Genomic DNA, 15,742 nt, shown 5'->3' on the forward strand with positions numbered 1-15,742 from the left:
ACCCGCACCCGCCGGGCACGGCTCGCCGACGAGGAGACTGGAAGTCATGCAGCTGGAGAACAAGTTCACGATCGCGGCGCCCATCGCGGACGCCTGGGCGGCCCTGAACAACCCGGAGACCGTCGCCCCCTGCTTCCCCGGCGCCACGCTCACCGAGTACACGGGCGACTCCTTCACCGGCACGGTCAAGGTGAAGCTGGGGCCGATCTCGCTGACGTACAAGGGCAAGGGCACCTACATCGAGCGGGACGACGCCAACCACAAGGTCGTCATCGACGCCACCGGGCGCGACTCGCGCGGCAACGGCACCGCAGCCGCCAAGGTCACCGGCACCATGAAGGCCGACGGTCCGGACAAGACCGAGGTGACGATGGTCACCGACATGACCATCACCGGCCGCCCGGCCCAGTTCGGCCGCGGCGTGATCTCGGACGTCGCCGACAAGATCATCGGGCAGTTCTCGTCCTGCCTCGCCGACAAGCTCACCGAGAAGCACGAGGCCCAGGCCGAGCCGGTCACCCCGGCGACCACCGCCGCCCCGGCCACCCCGACCGCCGGCGGGGTCGCCGCGGAGGTGCCGAAGCCGACCGACACCTCCGCCGCCAGCAAGCCGGCCCCGATGAAGAGCAGCGTCGACGCCATCGACCTGCTCGACACCGCGGGCGCCCCGATCGTGAAGCGCCTCGTCCCGGTCGCCGGCGGGCTCGGTGTGCTGCTCGCGATCTTCCTGATCATCCGCGCCCTGCGGAAGAGCTGACCCGAACTCGGCGTCCCGGGGCCGGCGACCCGCACGGGTCGCCGGCCCTCGGCGTTCGTGCACTCGATCGCCGTCTCGAGCTCGGTGCCGTCGGAGATGCGGCCGCTGCCGCCCTCGCGAGGGACGGTGCGCCGCCGGCGTCCTGACGGCCGCCGGCGACGCCCGTCGAGAGGCCTGGCTGACCGGCGCGTTCCTGGTGGTCGTGGTGGAGGGGATCCTGCTGCTCGCGGGGCACGACCGCAGCAGCATGCCCGCCTGGCCCACCGCCCTGGAGACCGTGCCGGGGTCGTGGCTGCCCCGGGTGCCGCTGTTCGTGGTCGTGCCGGCGACCGGCCGGGGTGGCACGCCCGGTCAGCGCGCGGTCCTGCTGCGGCCCGCGGCCCCCGACGGCGGGGTGCCCGGCCGGGGGCGGCGGGTCGCCCGGAGCGTCCTCGGCGTCGGCGGCGGCCTTCGAGTCGGTCGCCGACGACACCGAGGTGAAGGTGCTCCTGCGCTGCGAGGGTGGCCGCCCGCTCGGCGCCGTCCGCGTGGGGCACGACGACCGAGCACGACCGAGCACGACGGCTGAGCCCGACGACTGGGTGCGAGGATCGGGGTCATGCACGCCGGGCCGCACAACGCGATCACCGACATCCCCGGGCTCCGGGTGGGACATGCGGCGCTGACCGGGGAGGACGCGCTGAGCGGCACCACCGTCGTGCTCTGTCCGCCCGGCGGTGCGACCGCCGGGGCGGACGTCCGCGGCGCGGCGCCCGGCACGCGCGAGACGGACCTGCTCGCCCCCGGCAACTCCGTGCAGCGGGTGCACGCGGTCGTCCTGTCGGGCGGGAGCGCGTACGGCCTCGCCGCGGCCCAGGGGGTGATGGACCGGCTCGAGGCGGCGGGGGAGGGCTTCCCCGTGCCCGGCGGCGTCGTGCCGATCGTGCCGGCCGCGGTCCTGTTCGACCTCGGTCGCGGCGGTCGGTTCGCCGCGCGCCCGACCGCGGAGACCGGCGCCGCCGCCTACGACGCGGCCGCGTCGGGCCCCGTCCTGCAGGGGGTGGTCGGCGCGGGCACCGGCGCGACGGCGGGGGGTCTGAAGGGCGGGATCGGCACCGCCAGTGCGGTCCTCGACGACGGCACCACGGTCGCCGCGCTCGTCGCGGTCAACGCCGCGGGCTCGCCCGTGCACGGCCGCACCGGCACGCTGCTGGGGGCCCGGCACGGGCTGCCCGGCGAGTTCCCCGAGGCCGACGTCGCGCCGGAGGTCGTCGAGGAGCTGGCGGCGGTGTTCCGCGGGCGGCGCACCCTCGCCGCCGGGACGGCGACGTCGCTCGCGGTGGTCGCCACCGACGCGACGCTGGACAAGGCGGGGTGCGGGCGGCTCGCGACGGTCGCGCACGACGGCTACGCCCGCTCCCTCGACCCCGTGCACACCGCGATGGACGGCGACGCGATCTTCGCCCTGGCCACGGGGGACCGCCCGGCGCCGGGGCCGGAGGGCCTCTTCGCGCTGCACGCGGCGGCGGCCGACGTGGTCACCCGCGCCGTGGTGCACGCGGTGCTCGCCGCCACCCCGGTCACCACGACGGGGGGCTCGTGGCCCTCGTACCGCAGCGTCACGGGGGCCGCGGAGCCCGCGAACCGGGAACGTGGCTGACCGGACACCGACGGCCGTCGACCAGCGGTTCCGTCGCCGGCGCAGCGGGCCGGCGGAAAGATCACGGTCGAGAACGGGGAGGGAACGCCGCCGAGCGGTTACGATTAGCAATAACAACCAATCGGCTCCGGGGGCGGACGTGTGCCCGCGGGCGGGAAGGAGCGCGGGTGGTGGCGCGAGGCGGACGGCGCGCGGACCGGTGGGACCGGCTGGCGGCCTCCGACCCCGGACTGAACCGGCTCACCTCCGCGGCCCGCGCGGCCTTCGGCGTCGGCGCGGCCCTCGGCATCGAGTACCTCGTCGCCTCGGCCCTCGGCATCCCCGCCATGGTCCCGATGATGATCGGGGCCGTCCTCACCATGATGGCGTCGTTCGGCGTCGCCGACCCCACGCCCGGCGGCCGTGCGGTCACGCTGCTCTGCCTGCCGTTGTTCCTCTTCGCGGGGATGGGGGTCGCGCTCGCGGTGGACCACTGGCGGGTGCTGTCGCTGGTCGTGTTCGTCGTGGTCATGTTCGCCGCCGTGGCGGTCCGCCGCTTCGGCCCGCGGTGGTTCAACGGCGGCATGGTCGCCTTCATGGGCTACTTCTTCGCCCTGTTCCTGCTGCTGAAGCCGCAGCAGCTCCCGGTGATCGCGCTGGCCGTCGCGGTCGCCACCGCCTGGTCGTTGCTGCTGTCGCTGGTCGTGTGGCCGGTGCGCAACGGCGTGGTGCTCGCCCGTATGGTCCGCGGGTTCGACGGGCGGGTGCGCGGGGTGGCCGACGCCGCGGCGGCCCTGCTCGCCGATCCCGACGCCGGCCGCTCCGGCGACCTGGTCGCGCGCCTGGAGAGCAAGCTGGTGCAGGTCAACGAGGCCGCACTGATCATCGACGGGCAGCTGGGCACGCCGGGCGCGGTCGTCGACGACGGGACCGCGCGGGCCGTCCGGCACGCCCTGATCGACGACGAGCTCGCCGCCCGCGCCCTCGCCGACTCCGTGCGGCTGCTCGCGGCCTGCGGACCGTGGCTGCCCTCCGAGGTGCGCACGGGGGTGGTGGCGGTGCTGGACGGGCTGCGCACCGGGTCGTGGGCCGAGCTGGAGGGCCGGGTGCGTGCGCTCGACGCCGTGGCCGCCGGCGCCGACCGTCCGCTCCCGGTCGCGGTGCCCCGCCCCTCCGGATCCGACGGACCCGCGCCGCCCACAGTGGCCCAGGTCGTCCGCCGGTTCGCCGCCGCGGCCCAGGGGCTGGTCGAGGGACACCGGCACCGCCACGCAGCACGTCCGGCCCGCGAGGCGAGCCACGCCGACTACGCCGACGACGCCGAGTCCGGGTTCGTGCCCGCCGTGCAGCTCTTCGCGGGCACCATGCCGGGATCCGCGGGCACGATCGCCGAGATGCTGCAGGAGCGCACGGGTGCCTGGTGGAGCCGGCTCTCCCTGACCACCCGGCAGGCCGTGCAGGTGGCCCTCGCGACCGGCCTGGCGATCGCGGCCGGGGACGCGATCTCCGGCCAGCGCTACTACTGGGCGGTCCTCGCCGCGTTCATCGCGTTCACCGGGACCGCGACGGCGGGGCAGACCATCTTCAAGGCCGTCAACCGCGTGCTCGGCACGATGCTCGGCCTGCTCGCCGCGATCCCGCTGGTCGCGGTGACCGGGCACAGCCCGGCGGTGGCGCTGCCGATCGTCCTGGTGTCGATCTTCGGCGCGTTCTACCTGATGCGGGTCTCCTACGCGCTGATGACCTTCTTCATCACGCTGCTGCTCGGCGAGCTCTACGCCATGCTCGGCACGTTCACGCCGGAGCTGATGCTGCTCCGGCTCGCGGAGACCGCGGTCGGGGGCGCCATCGGCGTGGCGGTGGCCGCCTTCGTGCTGCCGCTGCCCACGGCGGTGGTCGCGACGGCGGCCCGGCGGGCGCTGCTCGGCCAGCTCCGCACCCTGCTCGAGGACCTCGTGCGGGTCCTGCGCGACCCCGCGGCCGTCGGCACGGCCGCCGACGACCTGGCCGGGGCCTCCCGCGCCCTGGACGCCCGGCTGCACCAGCTCCTGCTCCTCGACGCCACCCTGCTGCGGCCCGCGCCCTTCCTGCGCAACGGCGAACGCGGCCGGCGCCTCATGCTCTACACCTCGCTCGCGCACCACGCCCGGCGCCTGGCGCGGCTGGCGGGGACGGGCGGCGGGCCGGTGGACGGGGAGGTCCGGCGCGTGTTGACCCACGTCGTCGAGCGGACGGTCGACCTGGTCGACGCGCTCCGGGCGGACGGGCCGGTGGTCGACCCCGACCGCTCCGCGGCCACCGTCGAGCTGCTCTCCGCCGTCGACGTGGCCGACCCCGGGGTCCGGGGCGTGGTGCACGAGCTGGGCCACCTGCACGACGCGCTGGTCTCGCTCGGCGACGCCGCCGCGCCCGCCCGGCGGACCTCCGGCGGCCCGGTCCCCGCCCTGTACGGCCGGGTCCGTGGCGGCGCCGAGCCCGTGCAGGCGGTGCTCACGCTGACCGACGTGCGGGGCGCGCAGCAGGACCGCACGCGGACCGCCCCGGACGGCAGCTATCGGCTGCAGGCCGCGGAACCCGGGATGCACCTGCTCATCTGCACGCCGCTGGGGACGGACGCCGCCCCGGTGGCCGAGTGGGTGCGGCTGCGCGAGCGCGCCTCGGTCCGCGACCTGCAGATCCCGGAGGGTGCGGCCCCGACGGCGGCGCCCGCCCGACGCACGCCGGTGCGCCTGCCGGCGCCGGCGTGCCGCCGGACGGCGAGCCCGGCCGGGGCCGCCGAGCTCAGCCCCGGGTCGCCGCGGTGAGCGCCGGCTCGGCGTTGGCCGGGTGGGCCGGCTCGGCGCCGGAGGCCGCCGGGGTCCGCCCCACCAGCCCGTAGGCCGCCCCGACCAGCAGGCCGCCGCCGACCAGGTTCCCCAGCCCGACGACGAGCATGTTCTCGGCGAAGGTGCCGAGCGTCGCGCCGGGGGCGCCGGCCATCTCGCCCAGCGAGAAGATCGTCATGTTGGCGACGACGTGGTCGAACCCGCTGGTGATGAAGGCGAGCAGCGCCCAGAACAGCACCACGAGCTTCGCGCCGTCGGACCGGGTGCGCCCGGCCATCCAGACGCCGAGGCAGACGAGGAAGTTGCAGAGCACGCCGCGGAAGAACATCGTCGTGACGTTCTCGCCGGCCTTGGCCTTGACCAGCGCGGCGAGCATCGTGGCCCCGGGCGCGGGCGCGCCGGGGGAGGCCGCGACGTCGAGCACCCCCGAGGTGTGCACGAGCCAGGCGAAGACGATCGACCCGACGAGGTTGGCGACGAACGAGAAGAGGATCACGGCGCCGGCCGCGCCGGGGCCCGTGCCGCGCACGCGGTCGAAGAGCCCCAGGACCATCGTCATCATGTTGCCGGTGCACAGCTCGGCCCCGGCGAAGACGACCAGCGTCAGGGCGATGCCGAACACCAGCCCCTGCGCCAGCTTGGTGAAGGGGCTCTGGGCGGCGTTGAGCGGGCCCGTGGCCATGACCATCAGGACGACGGCGACGCCGACGTAGGCACCGGCGAGCGCGCCGCTGACGAGGTAGCGGGCGGGGTTGCGGGTGGACTCGGCCTTGCTGCGGGCCGTCGTCGCCTGCTCCGCGACGGCCTGGGTGACGGGAATCGGCATGGGTGCAGGGCACCAGCCGGCCGGTTCGGGTCCGTGAGGCGTCCGTGAACCCGCTGTCAACGACCACGCACGGGCCGCGACGGGCCGCTGAGAAGTCGGGCGCGGAGAGTCGGCGCGGGAGGAGTCGGGCGGAAGCGGTCACCACGCATTCCGGACAGGGAAACCGGAACCGTGCGGACGGCGGCTATGACGCGCACCACGATCCGCCACGACCGGGTGACGCCCGGCCTGGGGCCTGCGGAGCTCAGCCCCCGGCGAAGGGCGGCAGCACGTCGACGACGGCGGCCTCGGGCAGCACCCGCTGCGGGTCGCGCACGGCGACCTCGTCGACGAGGTAGGAGCAGCGCGCGAGCACCCGCGCGAACTCGGGCCCGTGCCGCTCGGCCAGGTGCTCGGCGAGCGCCGCGACCGTCGCCCCGGCCGGCACCTCGACGGCCTCGGTGTCCCGGCCGGCGGCCGCCTTCGCGGCCGCGAAGTACCGGACCGTCACGGTCCGCAGGGCGGTGGTGGTGGTCACCGGACTCATCCTCCTCACCCGCCGATGGCGCTCATCGGGCGGTCGGGCTGCAGGAACCCGGGATCGTCGATGCCGTGCCCGGCGAGCTTGCCCCACATCGCGTGCCGCCAGGTGTCGGCGATCTCCGCGTCGCTCGCGCCGCCCCGCACCAGGGCTCGCAGGTCGGTCTCGGTGCGGGCGAACAGGCAGGAGCGGACCTGCCCGTCGGCGGTCAGCCGGGTGCGGTCGCAGGCGCCGCAGAACGGCCGGGTCACCGACGCGATCACGCCGACCCGCGCCGGGCCGCCGTCGACCAGGTAGCGCTCGGCGGGGGCACCGCCGCGCTCCTCGCCGTCGGGCGTGAGGCGGAAGCGGGCGGACAGCTTCTCCATGATCTCGCCCGCGGTGATCATCTCCGTGCGCTGCCAGCCGTGCTGGGCGTCGAGCGGCATCTGCTCGATGAATCGCAGCTCGTAGCCGTTCTCGACGGCGAAGGCCAGGAGGTCCGTGGCCTCGTCGTCGTTCATGCCGCGCAGCAGGACGCTGTTGATCTTGACGGGCTCCAGGCCGGCCGCGCGGGCGGCGGCGAGCCCGGCGAGCACGTCGGACAGGCGGTCGCGGCGGGTGATGGTGGCGAAGCGCTCGGGGCGCAGCGTGTCCATCGAGACGTTGAGCCGGTTGACGCCGGCGGCGGCCAGCGCCTCGGCGCGGCGGGCCAGCCCGATGCCGTTGGTGGTCAGCGAGATGTCGGGCCGCGGCTCGAGGGCGGCCGAGGCGGCGATGACCTCCTCGAGGCCCTTGCGCAGCAGCGGCTCGCCGCCGGTGAAGCGGAGCTCGTGGATGCCGAGGTCGCGCACGGCGATGGTGACCAGCCGGACCAGCTCGGCGTCGGTCAGCTGTTCCTCGCGGGGCATCCAGTCGAGGCCCTCGGCGGGCATGCAGTAGGTGCAACGCAGGTTGCACCGGTCCGTCAGCGAGATGCGCAGGTCGGTGGCGACCCGGCCGAACCCGTCGATCAGGCGGCTGTCGTCGGGGCGGCCCGGGTCCCGTGTCGCCGTCCCGCGGAGGGCGGGTAGACCCAGTTCGGTAGCCGTCACGCAGACGAGGGTAGCCGTCCGCCGCGATCTTCAACCAGGGTGGAAAACGCCAGGTCAGAGGGCTCCGCAGATGCGGACCCCGACGCCGCCGCGGGCCGCAGGAGCGGGCCGCGACGGCGCCCTCGGCCTGCCCGGAAGGCGAGGACCACCCCGCCGGCCGGGCATTGCGTGCCGCGGTCAGATCTCGGTCTTGAGGATGCAGATCGCGAGGTGCGCGTCGAGCACCGCCTCGCGGGCCTTCGCGTCGAGACCGGGGTCGGCCTCGGCCGCGGCCTTCGCGCTGTCGGCCGCCTGCTCGAGCTCGACGACGGCGTCGTGCGCCGCCGCGTCGCCCTCGGCGGCCAGCCGGCCCGCCTTCGCGGCCTTCGAGTCGAACTCCCGCACGACGGCGAGCAGGACGACGGACGCGCCCGTGTCCGCCTCGGCGGCCCGCAGCGCGGCGCCGGACTTCTCCCGGCACTCGCCGAGCCGGGTCTGGATGTCGGTCATGGTGAGCATGGGTGACTCCCGTGGTGGTGCGGTGCGTGCACGGTCAGGAGCCGGACCCGGGCCCGCCGCGGCGGCGGGCGGCTACGGGAGCGGGAGGGAGGTGGCGGAACCGGGCCCGGACGCCGTTCGGCTCCCGCGGGCATGCGCTCTCCGCACGGGCATCGCCTCCGCTCCGCCGACAGGCCGGGCGCGCTCCACCGTGGCCCCTTCCGGCGAACCGGACAAGGGCCGATCGGGGGAGCAAACGCCCGGCCGGAGGCGGCTGGCCCGTCAGTGCTGCGCGAGCTCCTGGCGGGCGACGGAGCGGATGTGCACCTCGTCGGGGCCGTCGGCGAAGCGCAGCGCGCGGGCCCAGGTGTAGAAGTAGGCCAGCGGGAAGTCGTCGCTCATCGCGCCGCCGCCGTGGACCTGCATGGCCCGGTCGATCACGGTGCACGCCATCCGCGGAACCACGACCTTGATCGCCGCGATCTCGCTCGCCGCACCCTTGGCGCCGAACTTGTCGATCAGCCAGGCGGTCTTGAGCACCAGCAGCCGGGCCTGCTCGATCTCCATCCGCGACAGCGCGATCTGCTCGCGCACCACGCCCTGGTCGGCCAGCGGCCGCCCGAACGCGACGCGGTCCTTGGCCCGGCGGACCATGAGGTCGACCGAGCGCTCGGCCATGCCGATCAGCCGCATGCAGTGGTGGATGCGGCCCGGCCCGAGGCGGGCCTGGGAGATGGCGAACCCGCCGCCCTCCTCGCCGAGCAGGTTCGACACGGGCACGCGGACGTCGGTCAGCCGCAGCTCGGAGTGTCCGTGCTGGTCCTGGTAGCCGAAGGTCGGCAGGTGGCGGGTGATCTCCAGGCCCGGGGTGTCCCGGGGGACCAGGACCATCGACTGCTGGCGGTGCTTGGCGGCCTCGGGGTCGGTCTTGCCCATGACGATGAAGATCTTGCAACGCTCGTCGGCCGCACCGGAGATCCACCACTTGCGGCCGTTGATGACGTACTCGTCACCCTGCCGCTCGATCCGGGTCTCGACGTTCGTGGCGTCGGACGAGGCGACCTGCGGCTCGGTCATCGCGAACGCCGAGCGGATCTCGCCCTCCAGCAGCGGGTCCAACCACTGCTGTTTCTGCTCGGGCGTGCCGAACAGGTGCAGCGTCTCCATGTTCCCGGTGTCCGGGGCCTGGCAGTTGATCACCTCGGGCGCGATCACCGGCGACCAGCCGGACACCTCGGCCACCGCGGCGTACTCCAGGTTCGACAGCCCGGAGATCGCGGGCAGGAACAGGTTCCACAGCCCGCGCTCGCGGGCCTTGGCCTTCAGTTCCTCGACGACCGGGGGCAGGTCCCACTCCTGCGGTGTCCCGCGGCGTTCGGCGCGGAAGGCGTCGTACGCGGCCTCGGCGGGGAGGACCTCCTCGTCGAGGAACGCGCGCATGCGCTTGGTGTAGTCGGCAGCGGCGGCGCTGGGTTCGAAGTCCACGCGGGCATGACACCACAATGCAGATGCATTAAACAATCCGGCCGACGTGACCTGCGTCCCTGGCCCGGTAGCGATTCGCGCAGACGCGGACATAGGATCCACACCGTGCCGCAATTCCGGATCGCCGAGGCCGCGCGCCTGCTCGGGGTCAGCGACGACACCGTCCGTCGCTGGGTCGACGCCGGCACGTTGCCGGCGCACCCGGACGCGTCGAACCGCAAGGTCATCGACGGCGCCGTGCTCGCCGAGTTCGCGCGCGACCACGCCAGCGCGCCGCCCGACCCCTCGGGCGTGCGGCGCTCGGCCCGCAACCGCATGGTCGGGCTGGTCACCGCGGTCCTGACAGACCAGGTGATGGCGCAGGTCGAGATGCAGTGCGGGCCGCACCGGATCGTCTCGCTCATGAGCAGCGAGGCGGTCCGGGACCTCGGACTGGCGCCCGGGTCGCTCGCGGTGGCCGTCGTCAAGTCCACGAACGTCGTGGTGGAGATCCCCGGAGGAAGCTCATGAAGCGTCTCGTGGCCGCCGGCGTCGCCGGCCTGGCCGTCGTGCTCGCCGCGGCGTGCAGCTCGCCGTCGCAGGCCCCGAGCACCGGCGGGCCCTCGGCGGCGCCCGAGGCACGCACGCTGACGGTCTTCGCGGCGGCGTCGCTGACCGAGTCGTTCAACGCCCTCGAGAAGCAGTTCGAGACCGACAACCCGGGCGTCGACGTCAGGCTGAGCTACGGCGGCTCGTCCGACCTGGCCCAGCAGATCGTCAACGGCGCGCCCGCCGACGTGTTCGCCGCGGCGAGCGACTCGACGATGAAGACGGTCACCGACGCGAACCTCACCGCCGCCGCGCCGACGACCTTCGCCACCAACGTCCTGCAGATCGCGACCGCCCCGGGCAACCCGAAGGCCATCGCCGCCTTCGCCGACCTCGCCAAGCCGGACGTCAAGACCGTCGTCTGCGCGCCGCAGGTACCGTGCGGGGCGGCCACCACCAAGGTGGAGCAGAGCACCGGCGTCGAGCTGAAGCCGGTCAGCGAGGAGAACGACGTCAAGTCCGTGCTGAGCAAGGTCTCCACCGGCAACGCCGACGCCGGCCTCGTCTACGTCACGGACGTCAACGCCGCCAAGGGCCAGGTCCAGGGCGTGAGCTTCCCGGAGTCGTCCGCCGCGAAGACCGACTACCCGATCGCCGTGGTGAAGAACGCCCCGCAGGCCGACCTCGCGCAGAAGTGGGTCGAGCTGGTGACCGGCGAGACCGGGCAGAAGACGCTCGAGGCCCAGGGCTTCGGAGCGGCGTGAGTCCCCTCCCGAGCCCCGTCACGAGCACTGCATGACGGCTGCCGCCACCACCCGGGCGCGGGCCCCGCGGAAGCCCGACCGACACGAGCAGTCGGTCGGGCTTCCGTGGTTCGTGTGGATCCCCGCCGGCCTCGCGTTCCTGCTCATCGCCCTGCCGGTCGTGGGCCTGCTGTGGAAGGCCGACTGGGCGCGGATGCCCGAGCTGCTGCTCGGCGACGCCGCGCTCGACGCCCTCCGCCTCTCCCTGGAGACGGCCGCGATCTCCACACTGCTGTGCATCCTGCTGGGCGGACCACTGGCGGTGGTGCTCGCCCGCGGCCGGCTGCCGGGGCTGCGGACGCTGCGCTCGGTCGTGCTGCTCCCGCTGGTGCTGCCCCCGGTCGTCGGCGGGCTGGCGCTGCTGTTCCTGCTCGGCCGCACCGGCCTGGTCGGCCGGGGGCTGGACCTGGCCTTCGGCATCACCGTCCCCTTCACCACCGCGGCGGTCGTGCTCGCACAGACGTTCGTCGCGCTGCCCTTCCTGGTCGTCTCGCTGGAGGGCGCCCTGCGCACGGCGGGCCGGCGCTACGAGGCGGTCGCGGCCACGCTCGGCGCGTCACCCGCGCTGACCTTCCGGCGGGTCACGATCCCGCTGGTCCTGCCCGGCCTCGCCTCGGGCGCGGTGTTGGCCTTCGCCCGCTGCATGGGCGAGTTCGGCGCCACGATCGCCTTCGCCGGCAGCCTGCAGGGCACCACCCGGACCCTGCCGCTGCTCGTGTACCTGGAGCGGGAGACGGATGCGGAGGGGGCGGTCGCGCTGTCGCTGCTCCTGGTCGTCGTGGCGATCATCGTGATCGTCGTCGGGCGGCCGCGCGGGTCGGAGGGACTGACGTGAGGGTGGCGACGTGAGGGCGGCGCCGTGAGCCTCGACGTCGACGTCCGGCTCGACCGGGAGTCCTTCTCGCTGCAGGTCGCGATGGCGGCCGCGCCCGGCGAGGTCGTCGCCGTCCTCGGGCCCAACGGCGCAGGCAAGTCGACGCTGCTCGGGATCCTGTCCGGGCTGCTGCGCCCCGACGCCGGCCACGTCCGGGTCGGCGACCACACCGTGACGGACGTCGGGGCGGGCGTGTTCGTGCCGGCGCACCGCCGTGGCGTCGGGCTCCTCGCCCAGCAGGCGCTGCTCTTCCCGCACCTGACCGCCGAGGCGAACGTCGCGTTCGGGCCGCGGGCCCAGGGCGTGCCGAGGCGGGAGGCCGAGGCGCGGGCGCGTGCCCTGCTCGCCGACGTGCTGCCCGACGTCTCGGGGCTGCCCGGCCGCAAGCCCGCCCAGCTGTCGGGCGGTCAGCAGCAGCGGGTCGCGCTGGCCCGGGCGATCGCGCCCGAACCGGACCTGCTGCTGCTCGACGAGCCGCTCGCCGCCCTCGACGTCGACGCCGCACCCGCCATGCGCTCGCTGCTGCGCCGGGTCATCCGGGACGGCAAGCAGACGGCGGTGCTGGTCACGCACTCCGCGCTCGACGCGTTGGTACTCGCCGACCGGGTGGTCGTGCTGGGCCGGGGACGGGTCGTGGAGCAGGGGCCGACGCGCGAGGTGCTCGGGCGGCCCCGCAGCGCCTTCACCGCCCGGATCGCGGGCCTGGACCTCGTGCCGGGGGTGCACGAGGCGGGGGCGCTGCGGGCGAGCGACGGCACGGTGATCGCGGGGCGGGACGGCGTGTCGGGCGAGCCGATCGGCGCCGGGGACCCGGCGGTCGCGGTGTTCCCGCCCTCGGCGGTGGCGGTGTTCGCCGACGAGCCGCACGGCAGCCCCCGCAACGTGCTGCCGGTCCGGCTGGCCTCGATCGAGCCGCGCGGCGACGTCGTCCGGCTGCGGGCGGCGCCGCGGGAGGGCGGGCCGGAGTGGCTCGACGGGCTCGCCGCGGACGTCACCCCGGCCGCGGTCGCCGACCTGGCCGCCGAGCCCGGCAGCCCCCTCTGGTTCGCGGTCAAGGCCACCGAGGTGGAGATCCACCCGGCGGGGTAGCGGACGGCACGATCCGCCCGAGTCGGGCACTCACACGTCGGCGAGCCTCGCAACCCAGGGTCACCTCTCGGGTCACAGGAGTCACCCGAGCCACTATCGTGTACCTATGTCGCAGGGCGATGGGGGCCTACCGTCGCTTTCCGTGACACGTCAGCTGCTGCGGCTCGTCTGCGTCGCGATCGCCGTCGGGCTCCTCCCGGTGACCGGCTCCGTCGCGCTGGCGAGCCCGGCCGACGCCGCCGGGGCCGCGCTGGCCGCCGACCCGGCGTCGGGTGCGCCGGCCGCCACCGCCGTGCCGGGCGCCTACGTCGTCCTCGCCCGGGACGCGCAGCGGGCCACCGACGCCGCCTCCGAGGTCGGGGTCTCGCCGACCACCGTCTTCACCCGGGCGTTGACCGGCTTCGCCGCCCGGCTCACCGCGGACCAGCTGACCCGCCTCGAGGCGCTGCCCGGGATCCTCGGCGTCGAGGAGGACCGGCGGATCGACCCGCTGGAGCCGCGCCCGGCGCAGGTGCCCGGGCTCACCGAGGCCACCCAGGAGAACCCGCCGAACTGGGGCCTCGACCGCATCGACCAGCGCGACCTCCCGCTCGACGGCCGCTACACCACCCGCGCCACCGGGCAGGGGGTCACGGTGTACGTGGTGGACACCGGCGTCGACGTCACCCACCCCGGGTTCGGCGGGCGGGCGAGCTGGGGCACGAACACGATCGACGACAACGACACCGACTGCGATGGCCACGGCACCGTCGTGGGCGGGATCGCCGCCTCGCGCGACCACGGCGTGGCCAAGGACGCCCGGGTCCGCGCGGTGAAGGTGCTCGACTGCAACGGCTCCGGCACCCTCTCCTCGCTGCTCGCGGGCATCGACTGGGTGCTGCAGAACCACAAGGGCGGCCCGGCCGTGGCCGTCATGTCCTGGAGCTACGGGCCCTCTGACGCACTGCTCTCGGCCGTGACGAAATTGGTGAACGACGGCGTGTTCGTCGCCTCCTCGGCCGGCAACAGCGGCGCGAACGACTGCGGCGTGGCCCCGCGGGCGGCCGCCGGGGTGCTCGTGGTCGCGAACTCGACGATCGACGACCGGCGCAACAGCTCCTCGAGCACGGGGCCGTGCGTGAGCCTGTACGCCCCCGGGACCAGCATCGTCGCGACGACGCCCGGCGGCCGGACGGCGTCGTACACCGGGACCTCGATGGCCGCACCCTTCGCGGCGGGGGTCGCCGCGCTGTACAAGCAGACCTACGGCGACGCCCCGAGCGCCACGGTCAAGCAGTGGATCGTCGACCACGCCACCCCCGGCAAGATCGCCGGCGGCGACGAGGGCGGCACGCCGAACCTGCTCCTGAACACCGCCGGCCTCTGATCGCAGTATGGAACCATAACGACGAAAATCGCCGTCGGAATCGTCGTTATGGTTCCATAATGCGATTCAGAAGCGCGACATCACGTGCTTGACGCGGGTGTAGTCCTCGACCGAGTAGCCGGAGAGGTCCTTGCCGTACCCGGACTGCTTGAACCCGCCGTGCGGCATCTCGGCGACCAGCGGGATGTGGCAGTTCAGCCAGACGCAGCCGAACTCCAGGCCCCGGCTCATCCGCTGCGCTCGGGAGTGGTCGGTGGTCCAGACGCTGGAGGACAGCCCGTAGTCGGTGTCGTTGGCCAGGTGCAGTGCCTCGGCCTCGTCGGTGAAGGTCTGCACGGTGATCACCGGCCCGAAGATCTCCTCGCGGACCAGCTCGTCGTCCTGCCGCAGGCCGTTGACCACGGTCGCGGGGAAGAAGAACCCGGGCCCGCCGGCCGGGGAGCCGCCGGCGAGCACGGAAGCGTGGGCGGGGGCCCGGGACAGCAGGCCCGAGACCTTCTCGAACTGCGCGGCGTTGTTCAGCGGCGGGATGAACAGGTCGTCGGAGTCGTCCTCGTCGGAGGAGAACCGCACCGCACGGGCGACCTCGGCCAGCGCCTCGGCGAGGTCCCCGGCGATCGACTCGTGGGCCAGCACCCGGGTGGCCGCGGTGCAGTCCTGCCCGGCGTTGAAGAACCCGGCGACCGCGATGTCCTCGGCCGAGGCGGCCACGTCGGCGTCGGGGAACACGACGACCGGGGCGTTGCCGCCCAGCTCCAGGTGCACGCGGGTGACGTTCGGGGCCGCCGCCGCGGCGACCGCCTTGCCCGCCCGCGTCGACCCGGTGATCGCGACCAGGGCGGGGGCGGGGTGTCCCGAGATCAGCGCGCCCGTGTTGCGGTCGCCGCACACGACGTTGAGCACGCCCGGTGGCAGGAACTCGGCGAACAGCTCGGCCATCCGGGTCGTCGAGGCCGGGGTGGTGTCCGAGGGCTTGAGCACCATGGTGTTGCCGGCCGCGAGCGCGGGCCCGATCTTCCAGGTGGCCATCATCATCGGGTAGTTCCAGGGCGTGATCGCCCCGACCACGCCGAGGGGCTCACGGCGGACCGACGACGTGTGCCCGGCCATGTACTCCGCCGACGCCCGCCCCTCGAGGGTGCGGGCCGCGCCGGCGAAGAACCGGAACTGGTCGGCCATGACCGCGATCTCCTCGGAGTGCGTCAGGGCCCTCGGTTTGCCGGTGTCGCGGTGCTCCAGCTCGACGAGCTCGTCGGCGTGCTCCTCGACCGCGTCGGCGATCTTCAGCAGCGCGGCCTGCCGTTCCGACGGCGTGAGGTCGCGCCAGTGCTCGTCGAAGGCCCGCCTCGCGCTCGCGTAGGCGGCGTCGACGTCGGCCTGCCCGGACAGCGGTGCGGTCGCGTAGACCTCGCCGGTCGACGGGTCGACGATGTCGGTGGTGCGCCCGTCCGCGGCCGGGACCGGCTTGCCGTCGACGATGTTGTGGAAGGTCTGCATGGCC

The 15,742-nt window shown here is 74.5% G+C and carries 14 protein-coding genes and 1 pseudogene; 9 read left to right on the top strand and 6 right to left on the bottom strand.

What is annotated here, in order from left to right:
- Positions 1–46 precede the first annotated feature (46 nt).
- From LWC35_RS01510 to LWC35_RS40045, 3 genes are all read left to right on the top strand, one after another.
- Entirely contained in the window at positions 47–757 is a 711-nt protein-coding gene (locus tag LWC35_RS01510) for an SRPBCC family protein (RefSeq protein ID WP_232868015.1), read from the top strand.
- Between the two features lie 598 nt (positions 758–1,355).
- A complete protein-coding gene (locus tag LWC35_RS01515; RefSeq protein WP_232868016.1) occupies positions 1,356–2,396 on the top strand; it encodes a P1 family peptidase in 1,041 nt (346 codons plus the stop codon).
- A 167-nt stretch (positions 2,397–2,563) separates the two neighbouring features.
- Positions 2,564–5,179, top strand: a complete 2,616-nt coding sequence (locus tag LWC35_RS40045; protein WP_232868017.1) for an FUSC family protein — start codon at positions 2,564–2,566, stop codon at positions 5,177–5,179.
- Here LWC35_RS40045 and LWC35_RS01525 read toward each other — a convergent pair.
- The 5 genes from LWC35_RS01525 to LWC35_RS01545 form a co-directional block, all read right to left on the bottom strand.
- The gene (locus tag LWC35_RS01525; RefSeq protein ID WP_232868018.1) at positions 5,157–6,026 is read right to left on the bottom strand and encodes a formate/nitrite transporter family protein; all 870 of its coding nucleotides are present in this window, start codon (positions 6,024–6,026) and stop codon (positions 5,157–5,159) included. The two genes, LWC35_RS40045 and LWC35_RS01525, sit on opposite strands and share 23 nt — an antisense overlap.
- A 244-nt stretch (positions 6,027–6,270) precedes the next feature.
- Positions 6,271–6,543: a MoaD/ThiS family protein gene (locus tag LWC35_RS01530; protein ID WP_372462976.1), complete on the bottom strand. Its 273-nt coding sequence runs from the start codon at positions 6,541–6,543 to the stop codon at positions 6,271–6,273.
- Positions 6,544–6,557: 14 nt separating this feature from the next.
- Complete coding sequence (moaA, locus tag LWC35_RS01535) at positions 6,558–7,619, bottom strand: GTP 3',8-cyclase MoaA (RefSeq protein ID WP_372462977.1); 1,062 nt, start codon at positions 7,617–7,619, stop codon at positions 6,558–6,560.
- A gap of 177 nt (positions 7,620–7,796) precedes the next feature.
- Positions 7,797–8,117 (bottom strand): hypothetical protein, encoded by a 321-nt coding sequence (locus LWC35_RS01540; protein WP_232868020.1) that lies wholly within the window; start codon positions 8,115–8,117, stop codon positions 7,797–7,799.
- A gap of 261 nt (positions 8,118–8,378) precedes the next feature.
- Positions 8,379–9,581, bottom strand: coding sequence for an acyl-CoA dehydrogenase family protein (locus tag LWC35_RS01545; protein WP_232868021.1), 1,203 nt, complete (start codon positions 9,579–9,581; stop codon positions 8,379–8,381).
- A gap of 105 nt (positions 9,582–9,686) precedes the next feature.
- On the opposite strand from LWC35_RS01545, the gene LWC35_RS01550 reads away from it, so the two are divergent.
- From LWC35_RS01550 to LWC35_RS01570, 6 genes and pseudogenes are all read left to right on the top strand, one after another.
- Positions 9,687–10,091: a TOBE domain-containing protein gene (locus tag LWC35_RS01550; protein ID WP_232868022.1), complete on the top strand. Its 405-nt coding sequence runs from the start codon at positions 9,687–9,689 to the stop codon at positions 10,089–10,091.
- Positions 10,088–10,873 carry a molybdate ABC transporter substrate-binding protein gene (gene modA / locus LWC35_RS01555; RefSeq protein ID WP_232868023.1) on the top strand — a complete coding sequence of 262 codons (786 nt, stop codon included), beginning with the start codon at positions 10,088–10,090 and terminating at the stop codon, positions 10,871–10,873. The genes LWC35_RS01550 and modA overlap by 4 nt, the downstream gene beginning before the upstream one ends.
- Before the next feature lie 31 nt (positions 10,874–10,904).
- Complete coding sequence (locus LWC35_RS01560) at positions 10,905–11,747, top strand: ABC transporter permease (RefSeq protein ID WP_232868024.1); 843 nt, start codon at positions 10,905–10,907, stop codon at positions 11,745–11,747.
- Positions 11,748–11,771: 24 nt separating this feature from the next.
- Positions 11,772–12,257 (top strand): annotated as a pseudogene (locus LWC35_RS41205) (ATP-binding cassette domain-containing protein); the annotation flags it as partial.
- 39 nt (positions 12,258–12,296) lie between these two features.
- Positions 12,297–12,875: a TOBE domain-containing protein gene (locus LWC35_RS41210; RefSeq protein WP_443690199.1), complete on the top strand. Its 579-nt coding sequence runs from the start codon at positions 12,297–12,299 to the stop codon at positions 12,873–12,875.
- A 142-nt stretch (positions 12,876–13,017) separates the two neighbouring features.
- Positions 13,018–14,241 (top strand): S8 family peptidase, encoded by a 1,224-nt coding sequence (locus tag LWC35_RS01570; protein ID WP_232868026.1) that lies wholly within the window; start codon positions 13,018–13,020, stop codon positions 14,239–14,241.
- 66 nt (positions 14,242–14,307) lie between these two features.
- Here LWC35_RS01570 and LWC35_RS01575 read toward each other — a convergent pair whose 3' ends face one another.
- A complete protein-coding gene (locus LWC35_RS01575; protein WP_232868027.1) occupies positions 14,308–15,738 on the bottom strand; it encodes an aminobutyraldehyde dehydrogenase in 1,431 nt (476 codons plus the stop codon).
- Positions 15,739–15,742: the final 4 nt, after the last annotated feature.

This window comes from Pseudonocardia kujensis (assembly GCF_021283305.1).
Taxonomy (GTDB): Bacteria; Actinomycetota; Actinomycetes; order Mycobacteriales; family Pseudonocardiaceae; genus Pseudonocardia; species Pseudonocardia kujensis.